This window comes from [Mycobacterium] stephanolepidis (assembly GCF_002356335.1).
In the GTDB taxonomy this organism is placed as follows: Bacteria; Actinomycetota; Actinomycetes; order Mycobacteriales; family Mycobacteriaceae; genus Mycobacterium; species Mycobacterium stephanolepidis.
Window position 1 is genome coordinate 3135019 of sequence record NZ_AP018165.1, and the last position, 19129, is coordinate 3154147.

At 64.1% G+C, this 19129-nt stretch carries 21 protein-coding genes; 7 read left to right on the forward strand and 14 right to left on the reverse strand.

Features of this window, described 5'->3' with window-relative positions:
• The first annotated feature begins 7 nt into the window (after nt 1–7).
• Nucleotides 8–712: a hypothetical protein gene (locus MSTE_RS15565; RefSeq protein ID WP_096502526.1), complete on the forward strand. Its 705-nt coding sequence runs from the start codon at nt 8–10 to the stop codon at nt 710–712.
• On the opposite strand, the gene MSTE_RS15570 is transcribed toward MSTE_RS15565, so the two are convergent.
• Nucleotides 709–1323: an ASCH domain-containing protein gene (locus MSTE_RS15570; protein ID WP_096502528.1), complete on the reverse strand. Its 615-nt coding sequence runs from the start codon at nt 1321–1323 to the stop codon at nt 709–711. The two genes, MSTE_RS15565 and MSTE_RS15570, sit on opposite strands and share 4 nt — an antisense overlap.
• Nucleotides 1323–2060 carry a dienelactone hydrolase family protein gene (locus tag MSTE_RS15575; protein ID WP_096502530.1) on the reverse strand — a complete coding sequence of 246 codons (738 nt, stop codon included), beginning with the start codon at nt 2058–2060 and terminating at the stop codon, nt 1323–1325. Before MSTE_RS15575 ends, MSTE_RS15570 begins: the two co-directional genes overlap by 1 nt.
• Before the next feature lie 88 nt (nt 2061–2148).
• Between MSTE_RS15575 and MSTE_RS15580 the strand changes: the two genes are divergently transcribed.
• On the forward strand, nt 2149–2967 hold the full coding sequence (locus MSTE_RS15580) for a DUF6159 family protein (RefSeq protein ID WP_096502532.1): 819 nt from the start codon (nt 2149–2151) through the stop codon (nt 2965–2967).
• A gap of 71 nt (nt 2968–3038) precedes the next feature.
• On the opposite strand, the gene MSTE_RS15585 is transcribed toward MSTE_RS15580, so the two are convergent.
• From MSTE_RS15585 to pnuC, 5 genes are all read right to left on the reverse strand, one after another.
• A complete protein-coding gene (locus MSTE_RS15585) occupies nt 3039–3917 on the reverse strand; it encodes a phosphatidate cytidylyltransferase (protein WP_096502534.1) in 879 nt (292 codons plus the stop codon).
• Between the two features lie 19 nt (nt 3918–3936).
• A complete protein-coding gene (gene frr / locus MSTE_RS15590) occupies nt 3937–4494 on the reverse strand; it encodes a ribosome recycling factor (protein WP_096502536.1) in 558 nt (185 codons plus the stop codon).
• A 45-nt stretch (nt 4495–4539) separates the two neighbouring features.
• Complete coding sequence (gene pyrH / locus MSTE_RS15595) at nt 4540–5265, reverse strand: UMP kinase (protein ID WP_030094003.1); 726 nt, start codon at nt 5263–5265, stop codon at nt 4540–4542.
• 121 nt (nt 5266–5386) lie between these two features.
• The gene (gene helR, locus MSTE_RS15600) at nt 5387–7663 is read right to left on the reverse strand and encodes an RNA polymerase recycling motor ATPase HelR (protein WP_096502538.1); all 2277 of its coding nucleotides are present in this window, start codon (nt 7661–7663) and stop codon (nt 5387–5389) included.
• Between the two features lie 91 nt (nt 7664–7754).
• Nucleotides 7755–8333 (reverse strand): nicotinamide riboside transporter PnuC, encoded by a 579-nt coding sequence (pnuC, locus tag MSTE_RS15605; protein ID WP_096502540.1) that lies wholly within the window; start codon nt 8331–8333, stop codon nt 7755–7757.
• Nucleotides 8334–8369: 36 nt separating this feature from the next.
• Between pnuC and MSTE_RS15610 the strand changes: the two genes are divergently transcribed.
• Complete coding sequence (locus MSTE_RS15610) at nt 8370–8987, forward strand: uridine kinase family protein (protein WP_096502542.1); 618 nt, start codon at nt 8370–8372, stop codon at nt 8985–8987.
• On the opposite strand, the gene MSTE_RS15615 is transcribed toward MSTE_RS15610, so the two are convergent.
• The 3 genes from MSTE_RS15615 to MSTE_RS15625 all read right to left on the reverse strand — a co-directional run bounded on the left by MSTE_RS15615 (nt 8984) and on the right by MSTE_RS15625 (nt 12284).
• Entirely contained in the window at nt 8984–10369 is a 1386-nt protein-coding gene (locus MSTE_RS15615; RefSeq protein WP_096502544.1) for a family 1 glycosylhydrolase, read from the reverse strand. The two genes, MSTE_RS15610 and MSTE_RS15615, sit on opposite strands and share 4 nt — an antisense overlap.
• A gap of 24 nt (nt 10370–10393) precedes the next feature.
• Nucleotides 10394–10987, reverse strand: a complete 594-nt coding sequence (locus tag MSTE_RS15620) for a TetR/AcrR family transcriptional regulator (protein WP_096502546.1) — start codon at nt 10985–10987, stop codon at nt 10394–10396.
• Between the two features lie 79 nt (nt 10988–11066).
• Nucleotides 11067–12284, reverse strand: coding sequence for an acetyl-CoA acetyltransferase (locus MSTE_RS15625; RefSeq protein ID WP_162291442.1), 1218 nt, complete (start codon nt 12282–12284; stop codon nt 11067–11069).
• Between the two features lie 75 nt (nt 12285–12359).
• Here MSTE_RS15625 and MSTE_RS15630 point away from each other — a divergent pair, with 75 nt between their 5' ends.
• Together MSTE_RS15630 and MSTE_RS15635 are read left to right on the forward strand one after the other, a co-directional pair.
• A complete protein-coding gene (locus MSTE_RS15630; protein WP_096502548.1) occupies nt 12360–13853 on the forward strand; it encodes a carotenoid oxygenase family protein in 1494 nt (497 codons plus the stop codon).
• Complete coding sequence (locus MSTE_RS15635) at nt 13808–14770, forward strand: winged helix-turn-helix transcriptional regulator (protein ID WP_096502550.1); 963 nt, start codon at nt 13808–13810, stop codon at nt 14768–14770. The genes MSTE_RS15630 and MSTE_RS15635 overlap by 46 nt, the downstream gene beginning before the upstream one ends.
• Before the next feature lie 55 nt (nt 14771–14825).
• On the opposite strand, the gene tsf is transcribed toward MSTE_RS15635, so the two are convergent.
• Nucleotides 14826–15644 (reverse strand): translation elongation factor Ts, encoded by an 819-nt coding sequence (gene tsf / locus MSTE_RS15640; RefSeq protein WP_046254186.1) that lies wholly within the window; start codon nt 15642–15644, stop codon nt 14826–14828.
• Nucleotides 15645–16478 carry a 30S ribosomal protein S2 gene (gene rpsB, locus MSTE_RS15645; protein ID WP_096502552.1) on the reverse strand — a complete coding sequence of 278 codons (834 nt, stop codon included), beginning with the start codon at nt 16476–16478 and terminating at the stop codon, nt 15645–15647.
• 371 nt (nt 16479–16849) lie between these two features.
• Between rpsB and MSTE_RS15650 the strand changes: the two genes are divergently transcribed.
• Nucleotides 16850–17308 carry a murein hydrolase activator EnvC family protein gene (locus tag MSTE_RS15650; RefSeq protein WP_193442100.1) on the forward strand — a complete coding sequence of 153 codons (459 nt, stop codon included), beginning with the start codon at nt 16850–16852 and terminating at the stop codon, nt 17306–17308.
• Here the strand turns inward: MSTE_RS15650 and MSTE_RS15655 are convergent.
• Together MSTE_RS15655 and MSTE_RS15660 are read right to left on the reverse strand one after the other, a co-directional pair.
• Nucleotides 17296–17541 (reverse strand): hypothetical protein, encoded by a 246-nt coding sequence (locus MSTE_RS15655; RefSeq protein ID WP_408645801.1) that lies wholly within the window; start codon nt 17539–17541, stop codon nt 17296–17298. The two genes, MSTE_RS15650 and MSTE_RS15655, sit on opposite strands and share 13 nt — an antisense overlap.
• Nucleotides 17542–17555: 14 nt before the next feature.
• Nucleotides 17556–18521, reverse strand: a complete 966-nt coding sequence (locus MSTE_RS15660; RefSeq protein ID WP_096502554.1) for a TetR family transcriptional regulator — start codon at nt 18519–18521, stop codon at nt 17556–17558.
• Nucleotides 18522–18678: 157 nt separating this feature from the next.
• Here MSTE_RS15660 and MSTE_RS15665 point away from each other — a divergent pair, with 157 nt between their 5' ends.
• On the forward strand, nt 18679–19086 hold the full coding sequence (locus tag MSTE_RS15665; RefSeq protein ID WP_096502556.1) for an MmpS family transport accessory protein: 408 nt from the start codon (nt 18679–18681) through the stop codon (nt 19084–19086).
• Nucleotides 19087–19129: the final 43 nt, after the last annotated feature.

Below are 19129 nucleotides of genomic sequence, written 5' to 3' on the forward strand. Positions count from 1 at the left end.
TGGCTGCATGCGTGCCCTGTTACACGGTGGTCTGATCATGCTGGGAGCGGCGCTCCTGGTCGCAGGATGCTCGAAGGGAGCCTCGGTCTCTCCGACCACTCCCTCATCAAGCACACCAACGTCGAGCAGCACCACAAGCAAGGCGCCCACCACGACCACCACAACGACTCCCATCGAATTGCCAGAGCCCGTTGCCGGTGCGCCTTATGACGCTGTGGCGCAGTGGATTTCCAAGGGAGCCCCAATGAATGTCGCCAACTTCCACTCGGCGACCAGCCAGGACGGCCAGAAGACCGATCTCGGGGACAACGTCGCGTTCAAGACTCCGTCGGGCAAGACGCGTTGCATGACGAGCAACATCGAGCCCGACACACTGTCCTGCCTGGTCAACCTCACGAATCCGCCAAAGCGGCCCGCCGGCACCGAGGGAAACTGGGTCGGCGGATGGACAGACTTCAATGGTCAGCAGGTCACGGTGGGCGGGCTCCATGGCGACCCAGGACCCTTCCAAAGCGGCGACGGAAACCCACTCGACTACGGCGGCCGCCTGACGTTCGGGGACTTCGCTTGCCGCAGTGAGACTTCCGGATTGTTCTGCGCGAACACCAAAACCAAGTCCGCGATTCGGGTCAGCGATGCCGGAATCGAGCCCTTCGGTTGCCTGAAGGAGACCACCCCATCCGACGGCAGCGGCCGGGAATTCAGCTGCTAACTGACTGCCCGGGCCAGATACTCCTCACCACGCGGTGAAAGCCGATAGCCCACCGGCAGACTCAGGGTCAGACCCAGGTTCTTGAGCTTGCGCACGTGCACCTTGAACGTCGCTAAATCGGGCCAGCGGGAGCAAGATTCGAGGTCTTTAGCACGCACCTGCGGGCGCTGGGCGATCTCTAGCAGTACCTCGCGGGTCCACGGCCCCGGCGTGGCGCTGCGGTCCATCCGATCCAATCGCGCGTCGATATCGGCGATATCGGCGTCCGAAAGCGCCACCGCGGAGGCCAGCTCAGCACGCGGATCGGCCATCGCTATCTTCCGAAACGCCAAGCGGTACAAAGGATCATTTGCACTCGCACCGACATCGCTTCGCGCTGCCGCGGCCGAGGGATAACCCGCTAGTAGCGCATCGGCATCGTCGATGTCGCGCGCGGTGATCTCATCGACGGCATCGACCTCGATGAAATCGAACGTGGTCATGGAACGAATGCGGTCCGAGCCGACGCGGTAGCGACCACCGACCTTGACCTGTGGGCGCTTCCAGCGCCGGTAGGCCACCGAGATGGTGCCATCGTGGATTCCGGCCCGCAGCCTGGGCTCGAACAGCATTAGATCCCCAGGGTGGAGCCGTAGAGCTCTTCCAGGGCTCGCCAATGCCGCTCGGCCGTTACCTCGTCGTAGGTGGCGTTGTCCGTGACGGCGAACCCGTGCCGGGCGGGATATGTCTCGATGGCGTGTCGCACCCCGGCATCGGTCAGTGCCTGCGCCAGGAGCTGCTCCTGCTCGGGCGGAAAGGATGCGTCCTGCTCTGCGGCGGCGACCAGCACCACACCGGTGATCTGGTCGGCGAGGTGGTGCGGACTGTTCGGGTCGTCGGCCTTGGCCAGGTTGCCACCGTGGAACGACGCGGCGGCGGCAACCCGAGGAGCGTGAGTCGCCGCTACTCGCAACGAGATCCGTCCTCCCATGCAGTATCCGGTCAGACCTACCGTGTCGCCCGTGACCTCGGGCTGCTGGTCGAGGAAATCCAGTAGGGCCCCCGCGTCGGCGTCGATGCGCTCGGGGGTGAGGGTGGCCATCGTCGCGAAGAGGCGGCCACGCTCCTGCGGGTCACCGAACGCGGTCGCCAGATCGAATGGTTTCCAATCACCTTCGCGGTAGTAGACGTCGGGTACCAGTGCGACGTACCCCAGCGCCGCCAGGCGGTCCCCCATCTCGCGCATGACCTCGCGAGCACCGCCGGCATCGGGGTAGAGGATGACAGCGGGGCCGGACTGATCCGGCAGGTGCAGAGTGCCCGGGCATTGCCCGTCGGGTGTCGGGATCTGAACGTCGCGACGAGGCATACGTCCATCAAACCAGCCACCCATGCGGGTAGCTACTGCACTGGTATCTTGTGCCTCATTGATCCGTCAATGACCAGGGGGAATTCTGATGGCCTTCACCAGCACGCTGTCGACATCGTGGCAAATCTTCAAGACATCCGCGAAGGTGCTGAGCTCGCGTAAGGAGCTCGTCGTCTTCCCGATTTTGTCCGGGCTCACCGCGTTGCTTGTGCTTATCGGAATGGTGACCCTCGGAGTCTTGCTATTGCCCGCGACGACCGGAGATTCGGTGCCGCCGCTCTTCTACCCGGTCTTCGCCGTCGGGTACTTCGTGTTGATGTACGTCGCGACCTTCTGGCAGGCGGCGCTCATCTCGCAGGCGAACATCGCATTAGAGGGCGGAGATCCGAGCGTCGCCGGGGGCATCTCGGCAGCAGCCCAGCGCGGCGGACGTCTGCTCCCCTGGGTTCTCATCACAGGTGTCGTCTCCTGGATCATCAGCGTCATCGAGGAGCGGGTGCCGTTCGTCGGGCGATTGCTGGACGTCGCCTGGCGCGTGGTTTCCTTCCAGGTGCTGCCCACGATCGTGCTGCAGAATCTCGGCGCGATCGACGCCGTCAAGAAGACCAAGGAAACGCTCAAGAACGCCTGGGGCCAGAATGTTGTCGGCGTCGTGGGCCTGAACTTTTTCACGGCGATGTTGACGCTGCCGGGAGCCGGGTTGATCTATCTGGGAGTCGCCGCGAATGTCACCGCAGTGACGGGCGTGCTCGCCGCACTCGGCGCGCTGTGGATTCTGGCGGGCTCCATCATCGGAGCCGCGCTCACCGGGATTTTTCAGACCGCCCTGTACCGGTTCACGGTTGATGGCCATGTGCCGGGACCGTTCGCCGGAGTGGACCTGCGCCAGGCGCTCAAGACCCGGTAGACACACCGTCACGGCCGTGCCCGCCTGCTATTCAGGTGGCTGTACCGGAGCGCAGCCACGTCGAGCGCAACCTAGATAAAGAGCGTCAACACAATCCAGGTGGCCACCGCGGAGGGCAGCAATGAGTCCAGACGGTCCATGATGCCGCCGTGTCCGGGCAGCAGCGTGCCCATGTCCTTGATGCCCAAGTCGCGTTTGACCTGGGACTCGACCAAGTCGCCGAGCGTTCCCGTGATGACGAGCATGATGCCCAGCGCGACACCGACAAAGGGATGGTGCCCCAGCAGGAAGGTCACCGCCAGGGTTGATGCGGTCGTGCCTACCAGGAGCGAGCCCGCCAAGCCCTCCCAGGACTTCTTGGGACTGATGGCAGGGGCCATCGGATGCTTGCCGAACAGCACACCGGCCGCGTACCCGCCGATGTCGGAGAAGGTGACCCCGAGCATGAGGCAGAAGACCTGCTCAGCACCGTTTTCCGGATAGACCAGGAGCGCGCCGAAGGACGCGAACAGCGGGATCCACGCGGCGACGAACACCGTGATGGCGACATCGCGCAGATAGTTCACCGGCTGCTGGTTCAATCCGTGCCCAACCAGGCGCCAGATCATGCAGACCACCACGGTGGCGCCAAACGCACCCAACGCTCCGGCGGTCCCCCACGGCCAGGTCAGCCAGATCATGGCCTGTCCACCGACGAAGAGCGGGATGAACGGCACAGAGATGTCGGCCTGGCGCAGTCGCTTGGTCACCTCCCACATCGCGATCCCGAGGAAGACCGAGATGATGCCGACCCAGATCTCCTTCTGGTACAGCAACGAGAAAATGATCATGGCGGCGAGAACGGCGCCGACGCCGATGGCGGCCGGCAAGTTACGTCCGGCCCGGGACTTCGCCCCCGAAGGGGGCGCAGGGCTGTTGCCGGGGGCCGAAGCCGCGTCGGTATCTCCCATGGTCGTCATTACCGGGGGCCTAGACCTCCAGTAACTCGCCTTCTTTGTGCTTCACCAACTCGTCGATCTGAGTCACGTACTGGGCGGTGGTCTTGTCCAGATCCTTTTCCGCGCGGCCCACTTCGTCCTCGCCGGCCTCACCGTCCTTCTTGATCCGGTTCAGTTCGTCATTGGCCTTACGCCGGATGTTGCGCAGGGTCACCTTGGCGTCCTCGCCCTTGCCCTTGGCCTGCTTGACGAGCTCCCGACGGCGTTCCTCGGTGAGCTGGGGAATGGCAACGCGAATGATGCTGCCGTCGTTGCTCGGGTTCAGACCCAGGTCCGAGTTGCGGATCGCGTCCTCGATGGCCTTGAGCTGATTGGCCTCATACGGCTTGATGACCACCAGACGAGCCTCGGGCACGTTGATGCCGGCGATCTGCGTGATGGGGGTGATTGTGCCGTAGTAGTCGATGACAACCCGCTGAAACATTCCGGGGTTGGCACGGCCCGTGCGAACCGTCGCGAAGTCATCGCGGGCGACCGACACGGCCTTTTCCATCTTCTCCTCGGCATCGAGAAGAACCTCGTCAATCACGATTGATCTCCCATCGGGTCTGATGATCTTCGCGCAAGCGGCTCATCATGGTGTTACCAGCGTTCCGATCTTCTCACCTGCGACCGCCCTGGCGATATTGCCTTCGGTAAGCAGGTTGAACACCAGGATCGGCATCCGGTTGTCCATACACAGGCTGAACGCGGTGGCATCGGCGACCTGCAGTCCGCGATCAATGACCTCACGGTGCGTGATCTCCGGCAGGAACTCGGCGTCAGGATTGGCGCGCGGGTCATCGGTGAAGATGCCGTCGACCGCCTTGGCCATGAGCACCACCTCGGCGCCGATCTCCAACGCGCGCTGTGCCGCGGTGGTGTCGGTGGAGAAGTAGGGCAACCCCATACCGGCGCCGAAGATGACCACACGCCCCTTCTCCAGATGCCTTCTGGCCCGCAGCGGAATGTAAGGCTCGGCGACCTGCCCCATGGTGATGGCCGTCTGCACGCGCGTGACAATGCCTTCCTTTTCCAGGAAGTCTTGCAACGCAAGGCTATTCATGACGGTGCCGAGCATGCCCATGTAGTCCGAGCGCGTCCGTTCCATCCCGCGCTGCTGCAGCTGCGCGCCGCGGAAGAAGTTACCACCACCGATGACGACCGCAACCTCGGCACCGCTGCGGACCACCTCGGCAATTTGACTGGCCACCCTGTGGACCACATCCGGGTCAAGACCGACAGCTCCTCCCCCGAACATCTCGCCGCCGAGCTTGAGCAGCACCCGCTTATATCCGGTGCGGCTCACATCGCGAGTCATCACGCCTCCTCGGTACGGGCTCGACAAAGCCGGTGCACAAAACTCAGCCATCGGGCCCGCTGCTTCCGCTCTTCGCGCAAGCGGCTCATCGGAAGGCCGCGACGGCGGTGTCTATCCTGCCCTATTGGGCGACGCTCGTTGGCACGACCCGGCGAACCGAGCCGGGGCTCGCTGTGGTTTCGGTGAGGCCGACGAGAGCTTGCGGCAGCGGCGCCACATGCAGCACCCCCAGGCGCTGAGTGGCACGGGTGAGCGCCACATAGAGCTCGGCCGCACCTCGCGGCCCATCTGCCAGGATCCGTTCCGGCTCCACCACCAGCACCGCGTCGAACTCCAAGCCCTTGGTCTCGGAGGCGGGCACCGTGCCGGGTACGCCCGGCGGGCCGATCACCACACTCGTGCCCTCCCGAGAGGCTTCGTCGCGCGTGAATTCCTCTATGGCTTCTGATAATTCGCCCTCAGCGAGATGTCTTGACCAGGGGCGTACGCCGCAGGAGCGGACGGATTCGGGTGGCTGGACGCCCGGCGCGAACTCGGCCAGCAGCGCCGAGGCGACCGCCATGATCTCGGCCGGGGTGCGGTAGTTCACCGACAACGACCGGTACAGCCAGCGTCCCGGCACATACGGGGCCAGGATCGCGTCCCACGAGGTGGCACCGGCCACCGATCGACGCTGAGCCAGATCCCCGACCACCGTGAACGAACGGCTTGGACACCGGCGCATCAAGACTCGCCAGTCCATTTCGGACAGCTCCTGCGCCTCGTCGATCACGATGTGCCCGTACGTCCAGTCCCGGTCTGCCGACGCGCGTTCGACCAGGTCGCGGGTGTCACGTTCGGTGAATCGTTCCGCGAGATCCTCGGCACCCAGCAGATCGGTGGCAAAGAGGTGGTCTTCGTCGTCCATCATGTCTTCGCGGCCGGTCATCAGGTCCAGCACCCCGGCCGCGTACTCGGCCTCGGCCCTGCGCTCCTGCTCAGCCGCCTCCTCCGCGGCCTTGTCACGGCCTACCAGATCGACAAGCTCATCGAGCAGCGGCACGTCTGAGACCGTCCACGCGTCACCGACAGCGCGTGCCAGTGCCGGATCCGCACCGGCAGCGCGGAGCCGCTCCGGTGAGGTGTACAGCTCCGACAAGAGCATCTCCGGTGTCAGCATCGGCCACAGCTCGTCGAGCGCCGCGGCGAATCCCTCGTGATCCCCGAGTTCATCCAGCAGCTCCGCACGCAGGTGCTCCCAGGCCTTGCGGTCCTCACGCGTGAGCCACCCCTTGCCGATGCGTGGGATCGCCCGCTCGGTGATCGCCCACGTCAGGACATCGGTGAAGACGGTCCGCGCCTCGTTGTGCGGGAGCCCGCTCGCACGCGCCTCCTCGATGGCCCACTGCGCGATATCGGCATCGATGCGTGCCGAGACATCGGTGAGCTGGATGCGCAGTGGCTCCACGGGGGTCCGCTGCCGATCCGCGACCGCGGCCGCGAGCACGTCAAGAATCTGCAGCGAGCCCTTGAGCCGCGCGGCTTCCGCTCCGTCCTCCGCGGTGACCTTCAGACCGGGCAGCAGATCTCCGGCCGTCGTGAACACCACGTTGGTCTCACCCAACGACGGCAGGACCCGCGAAATATGGCTGAGGAAGGCCGCATTCGGGCCGACGACCAACACACCGTGGCGTTCCATCCGCTTGCGCTGGGTGTATAGCAGGTAGGCGACGCGGTGCAGCGCCACGACGGTCTTGCCCGTGCCGGGACCGCCCTCGATGACCAGCACACCGGGATGATCGAGCCGGATGATCCGGTCCTGCTCAGCCTGGATGGTCGCCACGATGTCGCGCATGCCATTGCCGCGCGGTGCGTTGACGGCCGCGAGCAGCGCCGCATCACTCATGCTCCCGCGCTCGCCGTCGCGTTCTTCACCGTCGGGACGGCCGAGGATTTCATCGGAGAACGCATCGACGTGACGTCCCCGAGTTCGAAATTGGCGCCGACGCCGAGTGTTTTCCGGGTTGGCACCGGTGGCGATGTAGAAGGCCTGCGCTGCCGGGGCCCGCCAATCGATCAGCAGTGGCTCGTAGTCATTCGTCTCATCCAGAAGACCTATGCGCCCGACGTAGGAGCGCTCTCCCGAGACGGCATCCAGCCTGCCGAAGCACAGTCCGTCATCGGCGACGTCCAAGCGTTGCGCCTGACTGGCCAGTGCCCGCACCTCGTCGTCGCGCTCGACCATGGCCGCACCGTTCTGCTGATCGACCGGCGCCCGCAGGGTGCTGCGGTATCGCCCCTTAACGCGCGCGCGTTCAGCGTCGAGCCGCACATAGAGCCCAGCGATGTACTCCCGCTCGGATTCCAGTTCTTCCTCGTATGTCGTCAACTGGACTTCCCCGTTTCCGTTCTCATTCATGGCATCTGACGTTCGGCCAGCGATTGTGCGGTATGACCGGGGCCTTGCCGCAAGGCCCCCTGTCCGATATATGTTGGAAGGGGCAGGTTGTTCATACCGAGTCGACAGTCGTCTCCGTCCGCAGCTCTTTTCGCCAGCTCCATAGCCCGACGGCGGCCATCACGCTGAGAAACGCGTAAAGACCTGCCGTCAGGTTCAACCCCTTGAACAGATAAACACCTACGGAGAACGTGTCGGTGATGATCCAGAGTGCCCAATTCTCGATCCATTTTCGGTTCATCATGAATTGGGAGACGACACTGAGCCCGGTGATCACCGAATCAAGCTGAGGGGCATTGGAATCGGTGAACGTGATGAGGAATGCATACAGTCCCGCCACCAGGACGGCAAGGGACAATACCAACGGCAGCCACGCCCACCGTGGGGTCCGCCGCACCGCGACACCATGCCGATCGGGGCTTCCCCGCTGCCACAGGTACCAGCCCTGCACGGCCAGCGCAATGAACATGACCTGCAGGGCCGCATCGGCGTACAGCGTCTGCCGGCTGAAGACCACGATGTAGAACAGCGAGCTGACGATCGCGACCGGGAAGGTCCAAATATTCTGGCGGACAGCGAGGATCACGAACAGCACGCCGGCCAGGCTGCCGATTAGCTCTGTCCAGTCCACCGCAACAGGCTAGCCGAGCGCCGGTAAGCTCGCGCCATGGCGACACCGGCACCACTGCGAAGCTTCGCGTGGCTGGCCACGATCATCAACGAGAGCGAGCCGCACTGCGGCGACGTGCGTGTGGTGGCCATCGACGGCAGGGGCGCCGCCGGTAAGAGCACCTTTGCTGCACGACTGCACACCGCACTATCGGCGACAACCCGGTCTGCGGTGCTACTGCACACCGACGACTTCGCGTCCTGGGAGACGTTCTTCGGGTGGTGGCCGCGGTTCGAGGAGCAGATTCTCGTGCCCTGGGCGCACGGCAATCCGGCGCGCTACCGACGCTACGACTGGACGACCCGGGAGTTCGGCCCAACGGAGCAGTGCGCGCCGCCGTCGGTGCTGATTCTCGAGGGCGTCGGCTCGGGCCGCTCGGCCGCCGCCCGCTGGTTGAGTTCGCTGATCTGGGTGCAGACCGACCAACTGACCCGTCGGCGCCGCGCGGAGGTTCGCGATGGCGAGGAGCTCCGCGAGTTCTGGCGACTATGGATTGACGAAGAGGAAGAGCACTTCCGCCGGGATCCCACCGCGGTACGCGCCGATCTCACCGTCGACGGCGACCCCGCGGCGTCCCCGGACGACCCGGAGCGCGAATTCCTTCTCGGCCGTTAGCGCAGCGGGACCGTCGGCCCGTTCGGGTCAAGTGCGGCACAGCTGTCCTGCCCCACCGTCGTGGAGCATTTCGCCGCCGGGATCGCCGGGCGGTAACCGGCCGCGGTGCCCGACTCCCGGGTGATCTGGGTATAGGTCTGGACGGCATCGGTGGGCACCCGTTTCAGTGCCGGATCACCCAGCGCGTCGACGGTATACAGGCCGAAACGTGGCCGGTAGCTTCCCCATTCGTAGTTGTCGACCAACGACCAGTAGTTGTACCCAATGATCGGGATGCCGTCGGCCTTGGCCCGCTGCAGCCAGAAAACGGTGTCGTTGAGGTACTGCGATCGGGTCACGCCGTCAGAGCGCGGCTTTCCGTTGTCGGTGACCATGCCGTTCTCGACGATATAGATCGGCAGCCCGGGGTATCGCTGCGCGTAATGCCGCGACACGTAGTAGATGTCCTCCGGCTGCAATGTGATGTTCCAGCGTGCGGCCATGCTCTGCGCCGAGGCAGGATTGTCCAACGCGGTGCCGGTGTAATAGTCGAAGCCCAGGTAATCCAGGCTGCCGGTGACCCGGTCGAAGAACGAGCCCTCGAGACCCTTCACTCCGAAACCTGCGAACTGCGCCAACACATCCGGGGGGATGTAGGCCTCGTTGGTCGTCACTTTGGCTTTGGGGTCGGCGTCGTGCGCGGCGCGATACACCGCGCGGTGAGCCTGCGCGACACGGTCCAGGAATCCTTCGAACTGATCGGGTTTGATCGCGCCGGTGCGCACCTCCATCGCCCCGAAGGCCAGCGGCTCGTTGATACTGACCCACAACACCCCTTGCCCGGCATAGCGTTTGGTGATTGCCTTGGCGAAGTCTTCGAATGCCGCGATGTTGTTCATGAAGCCGCCGCTGTCGGCGACCCAGCCCGGGTACACCCAGTGCATGAGTGTGATCATCGGAGTCATGCCGTTCTCACGCAACGTGGAAACGATCGAGTCGTAGTACGCAAGTTCCTTCTCGTCCCACTTGCCCGGCTCGGGCATTACCCGCGACCACTCCAGCCCAAATCGAAATGTATTGACGCCCATTGCATGTGCGTTGGCGATGTCCTCTGCATACCGGTGCCGGAAGTCGTCGGCCTGTCGGTACGGGTCAACCGGGCCGTCCGCCAGCAGGTTGGAACCGTCGGACGGCACTGGCCGACCCGCGGTGCGGTCGACGTAGCGGCGCCAATTGCTATCCGGGGCACTGCCCTCCACCTGGTAGCCCGCGGTGGCGGTGCCCCAGTAGAAGCCGCGGTCCCACGTGGAGTCATCCTGCGTAACCGGCTGCGGAGAGGCGCAGGCGGTCAACCCCAGTGCGAACACGACTGCCGATGCCATGACGGCACTCGTCCACTTCATATCAAAACCATACACCGTATGGTTTTAGCTGAGCAGCTGCTCCCATACCCTGCGCATGTGCCGACCCATATCAATCGAGGGGTCAGACATCCATTGGATCTGAATACCGTCGGCGGCGGCGATCAATGCGGTGGCGACGAAATCGGCATCTACGTGCGCAGGCACCGTGCCACCGGCCTGGCGGCCGCGCACGTACTCGGCGATGTGTGCCCGCATCCGCTCATATCGGTCGCGAAGGTACGCCCCTGCAGGGTGCCCCGGGTCAACAGCTGCTGCGGCGGCCAACGACAAATACACCGTCCCCGAGCCGGGTTTACTCGCCTTGTCCAGCATCGCCTGCGCCAGCACCTCACCGGGATCGACCTCTGACATCGAGTTCTGATATCGCTCTTCGAAGGTGGCGTCGGCGCCGCGCTGAATCTCGGTGAGAATCACGTCCCTGGTCGGGAAGTAGTGCATGAGTCCGGCCAAACTGATGTTGGCCTCCTTGGCAATGCCGCGCATCGAAGCTCCCGCTTCTCCGTCGCGCTCCAACACCGTCAACGCGGCGCTGAGGATCTCCCGGCGCTTGGCCTCCCCTTTGGGATACCGCTTTGCATCAGGCCCAACAGCTGGCATTGCCCGAGGCTAGCGCAACCTCTCCCCGGCATCACCGCACGCAGAGTGGTCGCACTGACACGCGCGCATGGACAACGGCCTACCGAGAGTTCGACCGGACCACGAAACTCACCGCGGTAGCGGTGCTGCCACCGATGTTCAGGGTGCCGAAACAGTCCGCGCCCTCAACCTGGTAATCACCGGCGGTTCCACTGACCTGCTTGGCGGCGTCCACCAACATCCTGACCCCGCTCGCACCCACCGGATGCCCGGATCCGATCAATCCACCGCTCGGGTTGATCGGAAGCCTGCCACCCATCTCGATGTCCCCGTTCTCGATGGCTTTCCACGACTCCCCCGGCCCCGTCAGGCCGATGTGGTCGATGGCCAGGTACTCACTCGGCGTGAAACAGTCATGTACTTCGAATCCGCTCACAGCGTCGAGTGTCACCGCCGCGCGGTGGAACGCGTCCGCGACGGCGTCCCGCACATGAGGAAACACGTACGGAGACTGCGCATCGCGATCGAGCTTCTGCTGTAGTCCCAACCCCACCGTGCGGTGACCCCAGCCCTCGATACGCCCGAGTGGCCGGGCTCCGGGATGCCTGCGCATGTAATCGTCGGTCACGAGCACCAGACCGGCTCCGCCGTCGGTCAACTGACTACAGTCGAACCGTCGGATGCGACCCTCGATCACTGGATTGGCAACATCGTCAACACCTTCCACATCGGGCACCGACCAGGTACGGGTCTGCGCGTTCGGATTTCGCCGGGCGTTCCCGAAGTTGGTGGCCGCGATGGCCCGCAGGTGGGCCGCGTCGATTCCATACCGTCGGTCGTACTCCTCGGCGACTCGTGAAAACACATGGGGCCACATGTAGGTGATCGCGTCGTCCTCGTGCCCGGTCCAGGCAGCGGCAGCAAGGTAGGCGGCACCGACCTCACCGGTCACCGTCTTCTCCAGCTCAAGTCCCAACACCAGTGCCGAGTCATAAAATCCGGCGCGCAGGTCCGCGATCGCGGCAAGAGCCGCGACACTGCCGGAGGCGCAGGCCGCTTCATGTCTGGCGGCCGGAACACCCCACAACTCCTCATGCACCGTCGCCGGCATCGCACCCAGATGCCCTTGAGCCGAGAACATTTCACCGAACGCGTTGCCGACGTGCACCACGCCGATATCACTCCCGGCCAGACCTGCCGAGGTCAGTGTGCCATCGACCACCTCGCGGGTCAGGTCAGCGAAATCGCGCCCCTCGCGCAGGAGATTGCGTCCGAAGTCGCTCTGGTACGCACCCAGGATCCACATGCCGTGAGACATTCACTCATGATTCAATTGACAGAGTCACTCTGTCAAGCATAGCTTGGCCGCATACGGCGAATCACGGGAGACACCATGGCCACCAAGCTGTTCAACACCTGGAACTCGACGCTTCCGGCCGACGACGACCATCCTTACCGGACCGGCCCATGGCAGCCACAGCTGCGCGAGTGGGACGCATCCCACCTCACGGTCGTCGAGGGTGAGGTCCCCGCCGACCTCGACGGCATGTACCTGCGCAACACCGAGAACCCCCTGCACCCGGCGGCAACCAACTACCACCCGTTCGACGGGGACGGCATGCTGCACATCGTCGAGTTCGAGAACGGCAAGGCCTCCTACCGCAACCGGTTTGTGCGCACCGATGGATTCGCCGCCGAGAACGCCGCCGGTGGCCCACTGTGGGCTGGGTTCATCGAAATGCCCACCGTCGCAAAACGAGACGACGGATGGGGCGCGCGCCGGCGGATGAAGGACGCCTCCAGCACCGATGTGGTCGTGCACCGTGGCCTCGCCTTGACCAGCTTCTACATGTGCGGCGACCTGTACCAGGTCGACCCCTACACTGCCGAGACCGTCGGCAAGGAAACCTGGCATGACAAGTTTCCCACCGAATGGGGAGTTTCAGCACACCCGAAAACCGATCCGATCACCGGCGAGATGTTGTTCTTCAGCTACAGCAAGGAGGAGCCGCACCTGCGTTACGGCGTGGTGGACAAGGACGCCAATTTGGTGCACCAGATCGATGTTCCGCTCCCCGGCCCGCGTCTCCCGCACGATATGGCCTACACGGAAAACTACGTGATACTCAACGATTTTCCTTTGTTCTGGGAACCGTCACTCATGAAGCACGGGGTGCACGCGCCGGTGTTCCATCCCGATCTTCCCTCACGATTCGCTGTAGTCCCCCGCCGTGGCGACTCGTCGCAAGTCCGCTGGTTCGAGGCCGCACCAACCTACGCACTGCACTTCGTCAACGCCTACGAGGACGGAGACGAAATCGTGCTCGACGGGTTCTTCCAGAACGACCCCACCCCGTCAACAGAGGGTACGAACTCGTTACAGGAGGCGGCGTTTCGCTATCTGGCGCTGGATGGCTTCAAATCCACGCTGCACCGCTGGCGGTTCAATCTGGTCACGGGCGCCACCACCGAGGAGCGGCTCAGCGACAACTACACCGAATTCGGCATGATGAATCGCAATTTTGAGACACGGCCCTATCGCTACACCTACGCGGCAACCGGCAAGCCGGGCTGGTTTCTGTTCGACGGACTGGTACGCCACGACCTCCACACTGGATCGGAGGAGCGAATCTCGTTCGGCGATGGAGTCTTCGGCAGCGAAACGGCGATGGCTCCACGTCCCGGTAGCACATCCGAGGACGACGGCTACCTGGTTACGCTTACCACCGATATGAACACCGATTCCTCTTACTGCCTGGTGTTCGAGGCCTCCCGTATGACCGAAGGCCCGGTATGCAAACTGCAGCTTCCCGAAAGAATCTGCAGCGGTACTCATTCCACATGGGTGCCGGGAGCCGAGCTGCGTCAGGCCCGGGGCCTGCGTTGACCTCAACGCTCAAACCTGTCAGCACCAACGCGATCGGGCGTATGGTCGGGCTGCTGGGCGATGAATGGACCCTGTTACTCGTACGCGAATCACTCTTGGGTGCAAGACGATTCAGCGATTTTTCGGAGCGATTGCCGATATCCAACGCTGTACTCACCCAGCGGCTTTTGAAGCTTGTCGACGACGGGCTGCTCAGCCGTGAGGTGTACCAGGAACGGCCACTGCGCGCGGGCTACCAGCCCACCCGACAGTGCCAGGAACTGTGGCCGGTACTGGTATCCATCTGGCATTGGGAGCGAACGTGGGTCCCGGAGCATCCGGAGAAGATGCCCTTGATGCACCACCGGACATGCGGACAGGACTTTTCACCCGTGCTGCGCTGTGCGGGTTGCCACCAGCCGGTGAGCCAAGAACACATCGACACCGAATGGGGCCCGAGCGGCGGGTGGCAACGGTCTGTACCGCAGGGCGCAACGCGACGTCGCAGCGGCACCGACAGACACCGGCAGGCAGGGCTGTTCCCCGAAACCATGTCGATTCTCGGCAACCGCTGGGCATCGGCGATGGTGGCGGCCGCGTTCCTCGGAGCACGGCAGTTCGGCGATTTCCACACCAGGCTCAGTGCCCCACCCGCCTTGATCGCCGACCGATTGCGCGGCTTTTGCACCATAGGTGTGCTGCAGCGCGCCGCTCACCCCAAGCGTTCGGATTGGTCCGAGTATCACCTGACCCCTAAAGGGCTGGCGTTCTTCCCGATCGTGATGACGGCGGTGGACTGGGGTCAGCGGCACTTCCCGACACAAGAGGGGCCCGCCATGATCTTTACCCATCGCGATTGCGGGAGCCGCTTTACACCCGAACTCGCCTGCGACCAATGCGATCAGCGTGTGAACTCGAACGGCATCGAGCCCCGATGACAATTCGGCCCCGCACAGGAACGAATCCTGGCGGGGCCGAATTGTTTTGAGAAACCTAGGCTTGGCCGACCTCGAACCGCGCAAAGCGGGTCACGGTGACACCGGCCTCGTCAAGCAGAGCCTTGACGGACTTCTTGTTGTCGGACACCGACGGCTGATCCAGCAGCACGACATCCTTGTAGTAGCCAGTCACGCGACCCTCGACGATCTTGGGCAGCGCGGCCTCGGGCTTGCCCTCAGCCTTGGCGGTCTCCTCGGCGATGCGTCGCTCGTTCTCGACCACATCGGCCGGAACATCTTCGCGCGTCAGGTACTTGGCCTTGAGCGCGGCGATCTGCAGCGCCACGGAGTGCGCGGCACCCTCGTCCGAACCGGTGTATTCGACCAGCACGCCCACGGCCGGCGGCAGGTCCGCGGCGCGCTTGTGCAGGTATGCCTCGACGGTTCCATCGAAGTACGCCACCCGGCGCAGCTCCAACTTCTCGCCGATCTTGGCGGCCAGGTCTGCGATCGCCTGCTCGACGGTCCGACCGTCCTCGACCTTGGCGGCCAGGAGGGCGTCGACCTCGCCGATCTTGCCCGCCGCGGCCGCACCGACGATGGCGTCGGCCAGACCCTGGAACTCGGCGTTCTTGGCGACGAAGTCGGTCTCCGAATTCAGCTCGACAAGTGCGCCGTCACGCGCGACGACGAGACCCTCGGCGGTGGCGCGCTCGGCACGCTTGCCGACGTCCTTGGCACCCTTGATGCGCAGCACCTCGACGGCCTTGTCGAAATCACCGTCGGACTCGGCCAGGGCGTTCTTGCAGTCGAGCATTCCGGCACCGGTCAGTTCCCGGAGCCGCTTCACATCGGCGGCTGTGAAATTCGCCATTTAGCCTTCCTCGGTTGTGGTTTCGGTGGTCTCAGCCGCCGGCGCAGCACCTTCGTCGGTGGTTGCGACAGCGGAGGCAAGCAGCTCCTGCTCCCACTCGGCAAGCGGCTCGGCGGCTTCCGGCTTCTCGTCGCCACCGGCCAGGCCGGAGCGGGCCTGCAGACCCTCGGCGATCGCGGAAGCGACGACCTTGGTGAGCAGCGCGGCGCTGCGGATCGCGTCATCGTTGCCCGGGATCGGGTAGTCGACGACATCGGGATCGCAGTTGGTGTCCAAGATCGCGATGATCGGGATGTTCAGCTTGCGGGCCTCGGCAACGGCGAGGTGCTCCTTGTTGGTGTCCACCACGAAGATCGCCGAAGGCACCTTCTGCATGTCCCGGATACCGCCGAGGCTGCGCTCAAGCTTGTTCTTCTCACGCGTGAGCATGAGGATTTCCTTCTTGGTGCGTCCCTCGAAGCCACCGGTCTGCTCCATCGACTCCAGCTCCTTGAGGCGCTGCAGACGCTTGTGAACGGTGGAGAAGTTGGTGAGCATGCCGCCCAGCCAGCGCTGGTTGACGTAAGGCATGCCAACGCGAGTCGCCTCTTCGGCGATGGGCTCCTGAGCCTGCTTCTTGGTGCCGACGAACATGATCGACCCACCGTGGGCGACGGTCTCCTTGACGAACTCGTACGCCTTGTCGATGTAGGTCAGCGTCTGCTGCAAGTCGATGATGTAGATGCCGTTGCGGTCGGTGAAGATGAACCGCTTCATCTTGGGATTCCAACGACGGGTCTGGTGCCCGAAGTGCGCGCCGCTGTCAAGCAGCTGCTTCATAGTTACTACAGCCATGAGTCCATGGTTCCTTTTGTCGGTTGTCGCCCGGGATCGGGTGATCCTGGGCCCTAGCGTCTGCTGATGCCGGAACCCATTCCTCGGATTCCCGAAGGAAACCCTGGATGGGACCGCCCGGCATGCTGATCACAAGTTCGTGTGCAGACGCGCGAAGTCAACCCGCTAGGCGAGTTGCGGTCATGAGTTTACATGCTGCGACGAGTGCTTTTCGCCACCCGTCGAAGCACCGCATGCAGGCCAGGGAAGTTGTCCACAGCACCGAAATGGCTCTTTCCCAACCACAGCCGTCCGGTCACGATGATGTCGTGAGGTTCAGAAGGGTCGGCTGTCCCGGACTGATCCTGGCCGTGGCGCTGACCGCCTCCCCCGTGGCCGCCACCGCACCGGGTGACACGGGTGATCGTTTCGACTGGCCACTACGTCCTCGACCTGCGGTAACCCGGCACTTCGACAAGCCGCAGGAGCGTTGGAACCGGGGGCATCGCGGGGTCGATTTGGCCGGTCTCCCTGATCAGCGGGTGACCGCAGCCGGGCCGGGCATCGTGGTGTACGCCGGATCCATCGCCGGTAGGACGCTGGTCTCGATAGAACACGACGGCGGTCTGCGGACCACCTATGAGCCGATTACCCCGCTGGTCAAGCCGGGTCAGCGCGTAGGCGAAGGATCGGTCATCGGGACATTACGGCCCGGACATCCCGGCTGCGATGGAGCAGCCTGCTTGCACTGGGGCGCACTACACGGGCCCGCTTCGACGGCGAACTACCTGGATCCGCTGGGACTGTTGGCCGCTACCCCGCTACGGCTCAAACCGCTTCAGGCGGGCTGACAGATGTCGACGTGCGCGGGCTTCCCGGTGGCCTGCGACAGCCGGGTGACCGCGTCGTGGAATCTGTCGAGTGCGTCCTGCTCGGTGACCACTTGGTAGAACGCGCGCATCTCACCGCCGTTGGCCATGCACACCCACCACGGCGGGTACACATCGGCGATCGCCGTTCCCGGTGCCACGAGCCCGAGGCCTACAGCGGCGGTGGCGGCCGCCACCAGAATTCCGGCGCTCATGCTTGAAACTCTAATCATCGGACCGATTTCGACCAGGCCCTTGCCCACAATTCCAGCGGGGCCAGCGCGACAAGCAACGCCTTACCCACCGCCGTCAGCGAGTACTGCCCATCCTGGCTGCGCACGATGTGGGCGGCGGTCAGCTCGCTAAGGCGTGTGGTGAGCACGCCACTCGATACCTCTCCGACGTCGCCCATATGCTGCCTGAGCTCGGAAAAAGTCTTTGATCCGGAGCGCAACTCCCACAGCGCAAGAATGGCCCAACGGCGACCGAAAAGGTCGAATGCCGCATTGAGCGGCTGTCCGGAACCGGACCCCCGCACGGGCTTGCCCGGGCGGGGCGTGGCGTGCCCGTCGGGCGACTCGGCCTCGGATATCCCGGCACTGGCGATGATCGTGATCAGTCGGCTGGCGCGCTCGGCCATCTGCTCTGCGCTCTGCTCGGGGTGCCGGATCCACCAGGTGATCATGGCGCCGACCATCCCCATCCAGCCCTGCGTGAGTACACCGATGTCCTGCGGGTCGCGCAGCTCGGTGGCCGCGCTTCCCACGGCGGCCACGCCCTGGCCGGCGAGGGCAGCGAGACGCATTCTTGCGATCCGGGCAACCGCAAGTGCATCACTGTCCTCGGGCAGTGTCCGATCCCAGATCACCAGCCAATCGGACGGGCGGGGTGCCAACGCCTGAAAGATCGCCTGCAGCACTGCCCGTGGCAACGCGAGCGTGGGCGGGGCCGCTTCCATCGCCGTGGCGATGTGGTCACCGACAATCGATCCAGCGCGCTGCACACACGCGATGTACAGCTGCTCCTTGGACCCGAAATACGCCAGCACCATGGGCTTGGACACGCCGACTGCCGACGCCACCGCGGCCAGGGACATGCCCGCGTATCCGCTACGGCCGAACTCCTGGCATGCGGCATCGAGGATCTGTTGCTCCCGCTCGGCGCGGGGCATGCCCTTGGTACCTGCCCGTGTCACCAGTCCCTTGTACCAGTCTCGAGCCTTCCCGTGCCGAGTATTCATGTGCGCGGCATCACAGTAGACCGATCGGTGTGATGTTCATATGACCAACTGTTAAATTAACGATCGGCCAGTTAACGTCAACGCTCACCAACCGGATCAATGAGGAGCTGGAATGCGTGGCGCGTGGGTGTACCTGGTATCGACGGCGGTCCTCTGTATCGCCGGGGCCTACATAGCCCATCTGCGGCTCAGCGACATTCCTGACCCCGCCATCGGCCATTCCTACAAGCCGCCGTCGATAGGCAAGCCACGCGAAAAGACTGTCGAGTACCGGCTCAACGGACCCAACGGTGCCACCGTCGAGGCGTCCTACCTCGATGTCGACGGCACCGTGCGCGAGGTATCCGGAACCCTCCCGTGGCAAACCACCTTGCGTACAGGGCAGCTCACCATCCCCACGGGCGTGGTGGCCCAGTCGAACAGAGGGCAGATGTCCTGCAGTATCACGATCAACGGCGAGGTCCGCGACGAAAAGGCTTCTGACTCACCAGCCGTCTCCTGCCAGGTGGCGGTAGCGTGAACAACCAGAACAATGTCGCCGGGAAACACCGGCCACTGATCGC

Coding starts and splice junctions, on each gene's coding strand:
- MSTE_RS15565 (WP_096502526.1), top strand. CDS start 8: ATGCGTGCCCTGTTACACGGTGGTCTGATCATGCTGGGAGCGGCGCTC.
- MSTE_RS15570 (WP_096502528.1), bottom strand. CDS start 1,323: ATGCTGTTCGAGCCCAGGCTGCGGGCCGGAATCCACGATGGCACCATC.
- MSTE_RS15575 (WP_096502530.1), bottom strand. CDS start 2,060: ATGCCTCGTCGCGACGTTCAGATCCCGACACCCGACGGGCAATGCCCG.
- MSTE_RS15580 (WP_096502532.1), top strand. CDS start 2,149: ATGGCCTTCACCAGCACGCTGTCGACATCGTGGCAAATCTTCAAGACA.
- MSTE_RS15585 (WP_096502534.1), bottom strand. CDS start 3,917: ATGGGAGATACCGACGCGGCTTCGGCCCCCGGCAACAGCCCTGCGCCC.
- pyrH (WP_030094003.1), bottom strand. CDS start 5,265: ATGACTCGCGATGTGAGCCGCACCGGATATAAGCGGGTGCTGCTCAAG.
- helR (WP_096502538.1), bottom strand. CDS start 7,663: ATGAATGAGAACGGAAACGGGGAAGTCCAGTTGACGACATACGAGGAA.
- MSTE_RS15610 (WP_096502542.1), top strand. CDS start 8,370: ATGGCGACACCGGCACCACTGCGAAGCTTCGCGTGGCTGGCCACGATC.
- MSTE_RS15615 (WP_096502544.1), bottom strand. CDS start 10,369: ATGAAGTGGACGAGTGCCGTCATGGCATCGGCAGTCGTGTTCGCACTG.
- MSTE_RS15620 (WP_096502546.1), bottom strand. CDS start 10,987: ATGCCAGCTGTTGGGCCTGATGCAAAGCGGTATCCCAAAGGGGAGGCC.
- MSTE_RS15625 (WP_162291442.1), bottom strand. CDS start 12,284: ATGTCTCACGGCATGTGGATCCTGGGTGCGTACCAGAGCGACTTCGGA.
- MSTE_RS15630 (WP_096502548.1), top strand. CDS start 12,360: ATGGCCACCAAGCTGTTCAACACCTGGAACTCGACGCTTCCGGCCGAC.
- MSTE_RS15635 (WP_096502550.1), top strand. CDS start 13,808: ATGGGTGCCGGGAGCCGAGCTGCGTCAGGCCCGGGGCCTGCGTTGACC.
- tsf (WP_046254186.1), bottom strand. CDS start 15,644: ATGGCGAATTTCACAGCCGCCGATGTGAAGCGGCTCCGGGAACTGACC.
- rpsB (WP_096502552.1), bottom strand. CDS start 16,478: ATGGCTGTAGTAACTATGAAGCAGCTGCTTGACAGCGGCGCGCACTTC.
- MSTE_RS15655 (WP_408645801.1), bottom strand. CDS start 17,541: ATGAGCGCCGGAATTCTGGTGGCGGCCGCCACCGCCGCTGTAGGCCTC.
- MSTE_RS15665 (WP_096502556.1), top strand. CDS start 18,679: ATGCGTGGCGCGTGGGTGTACCTGGTATCGACGGCGGTCCTCTGTATC.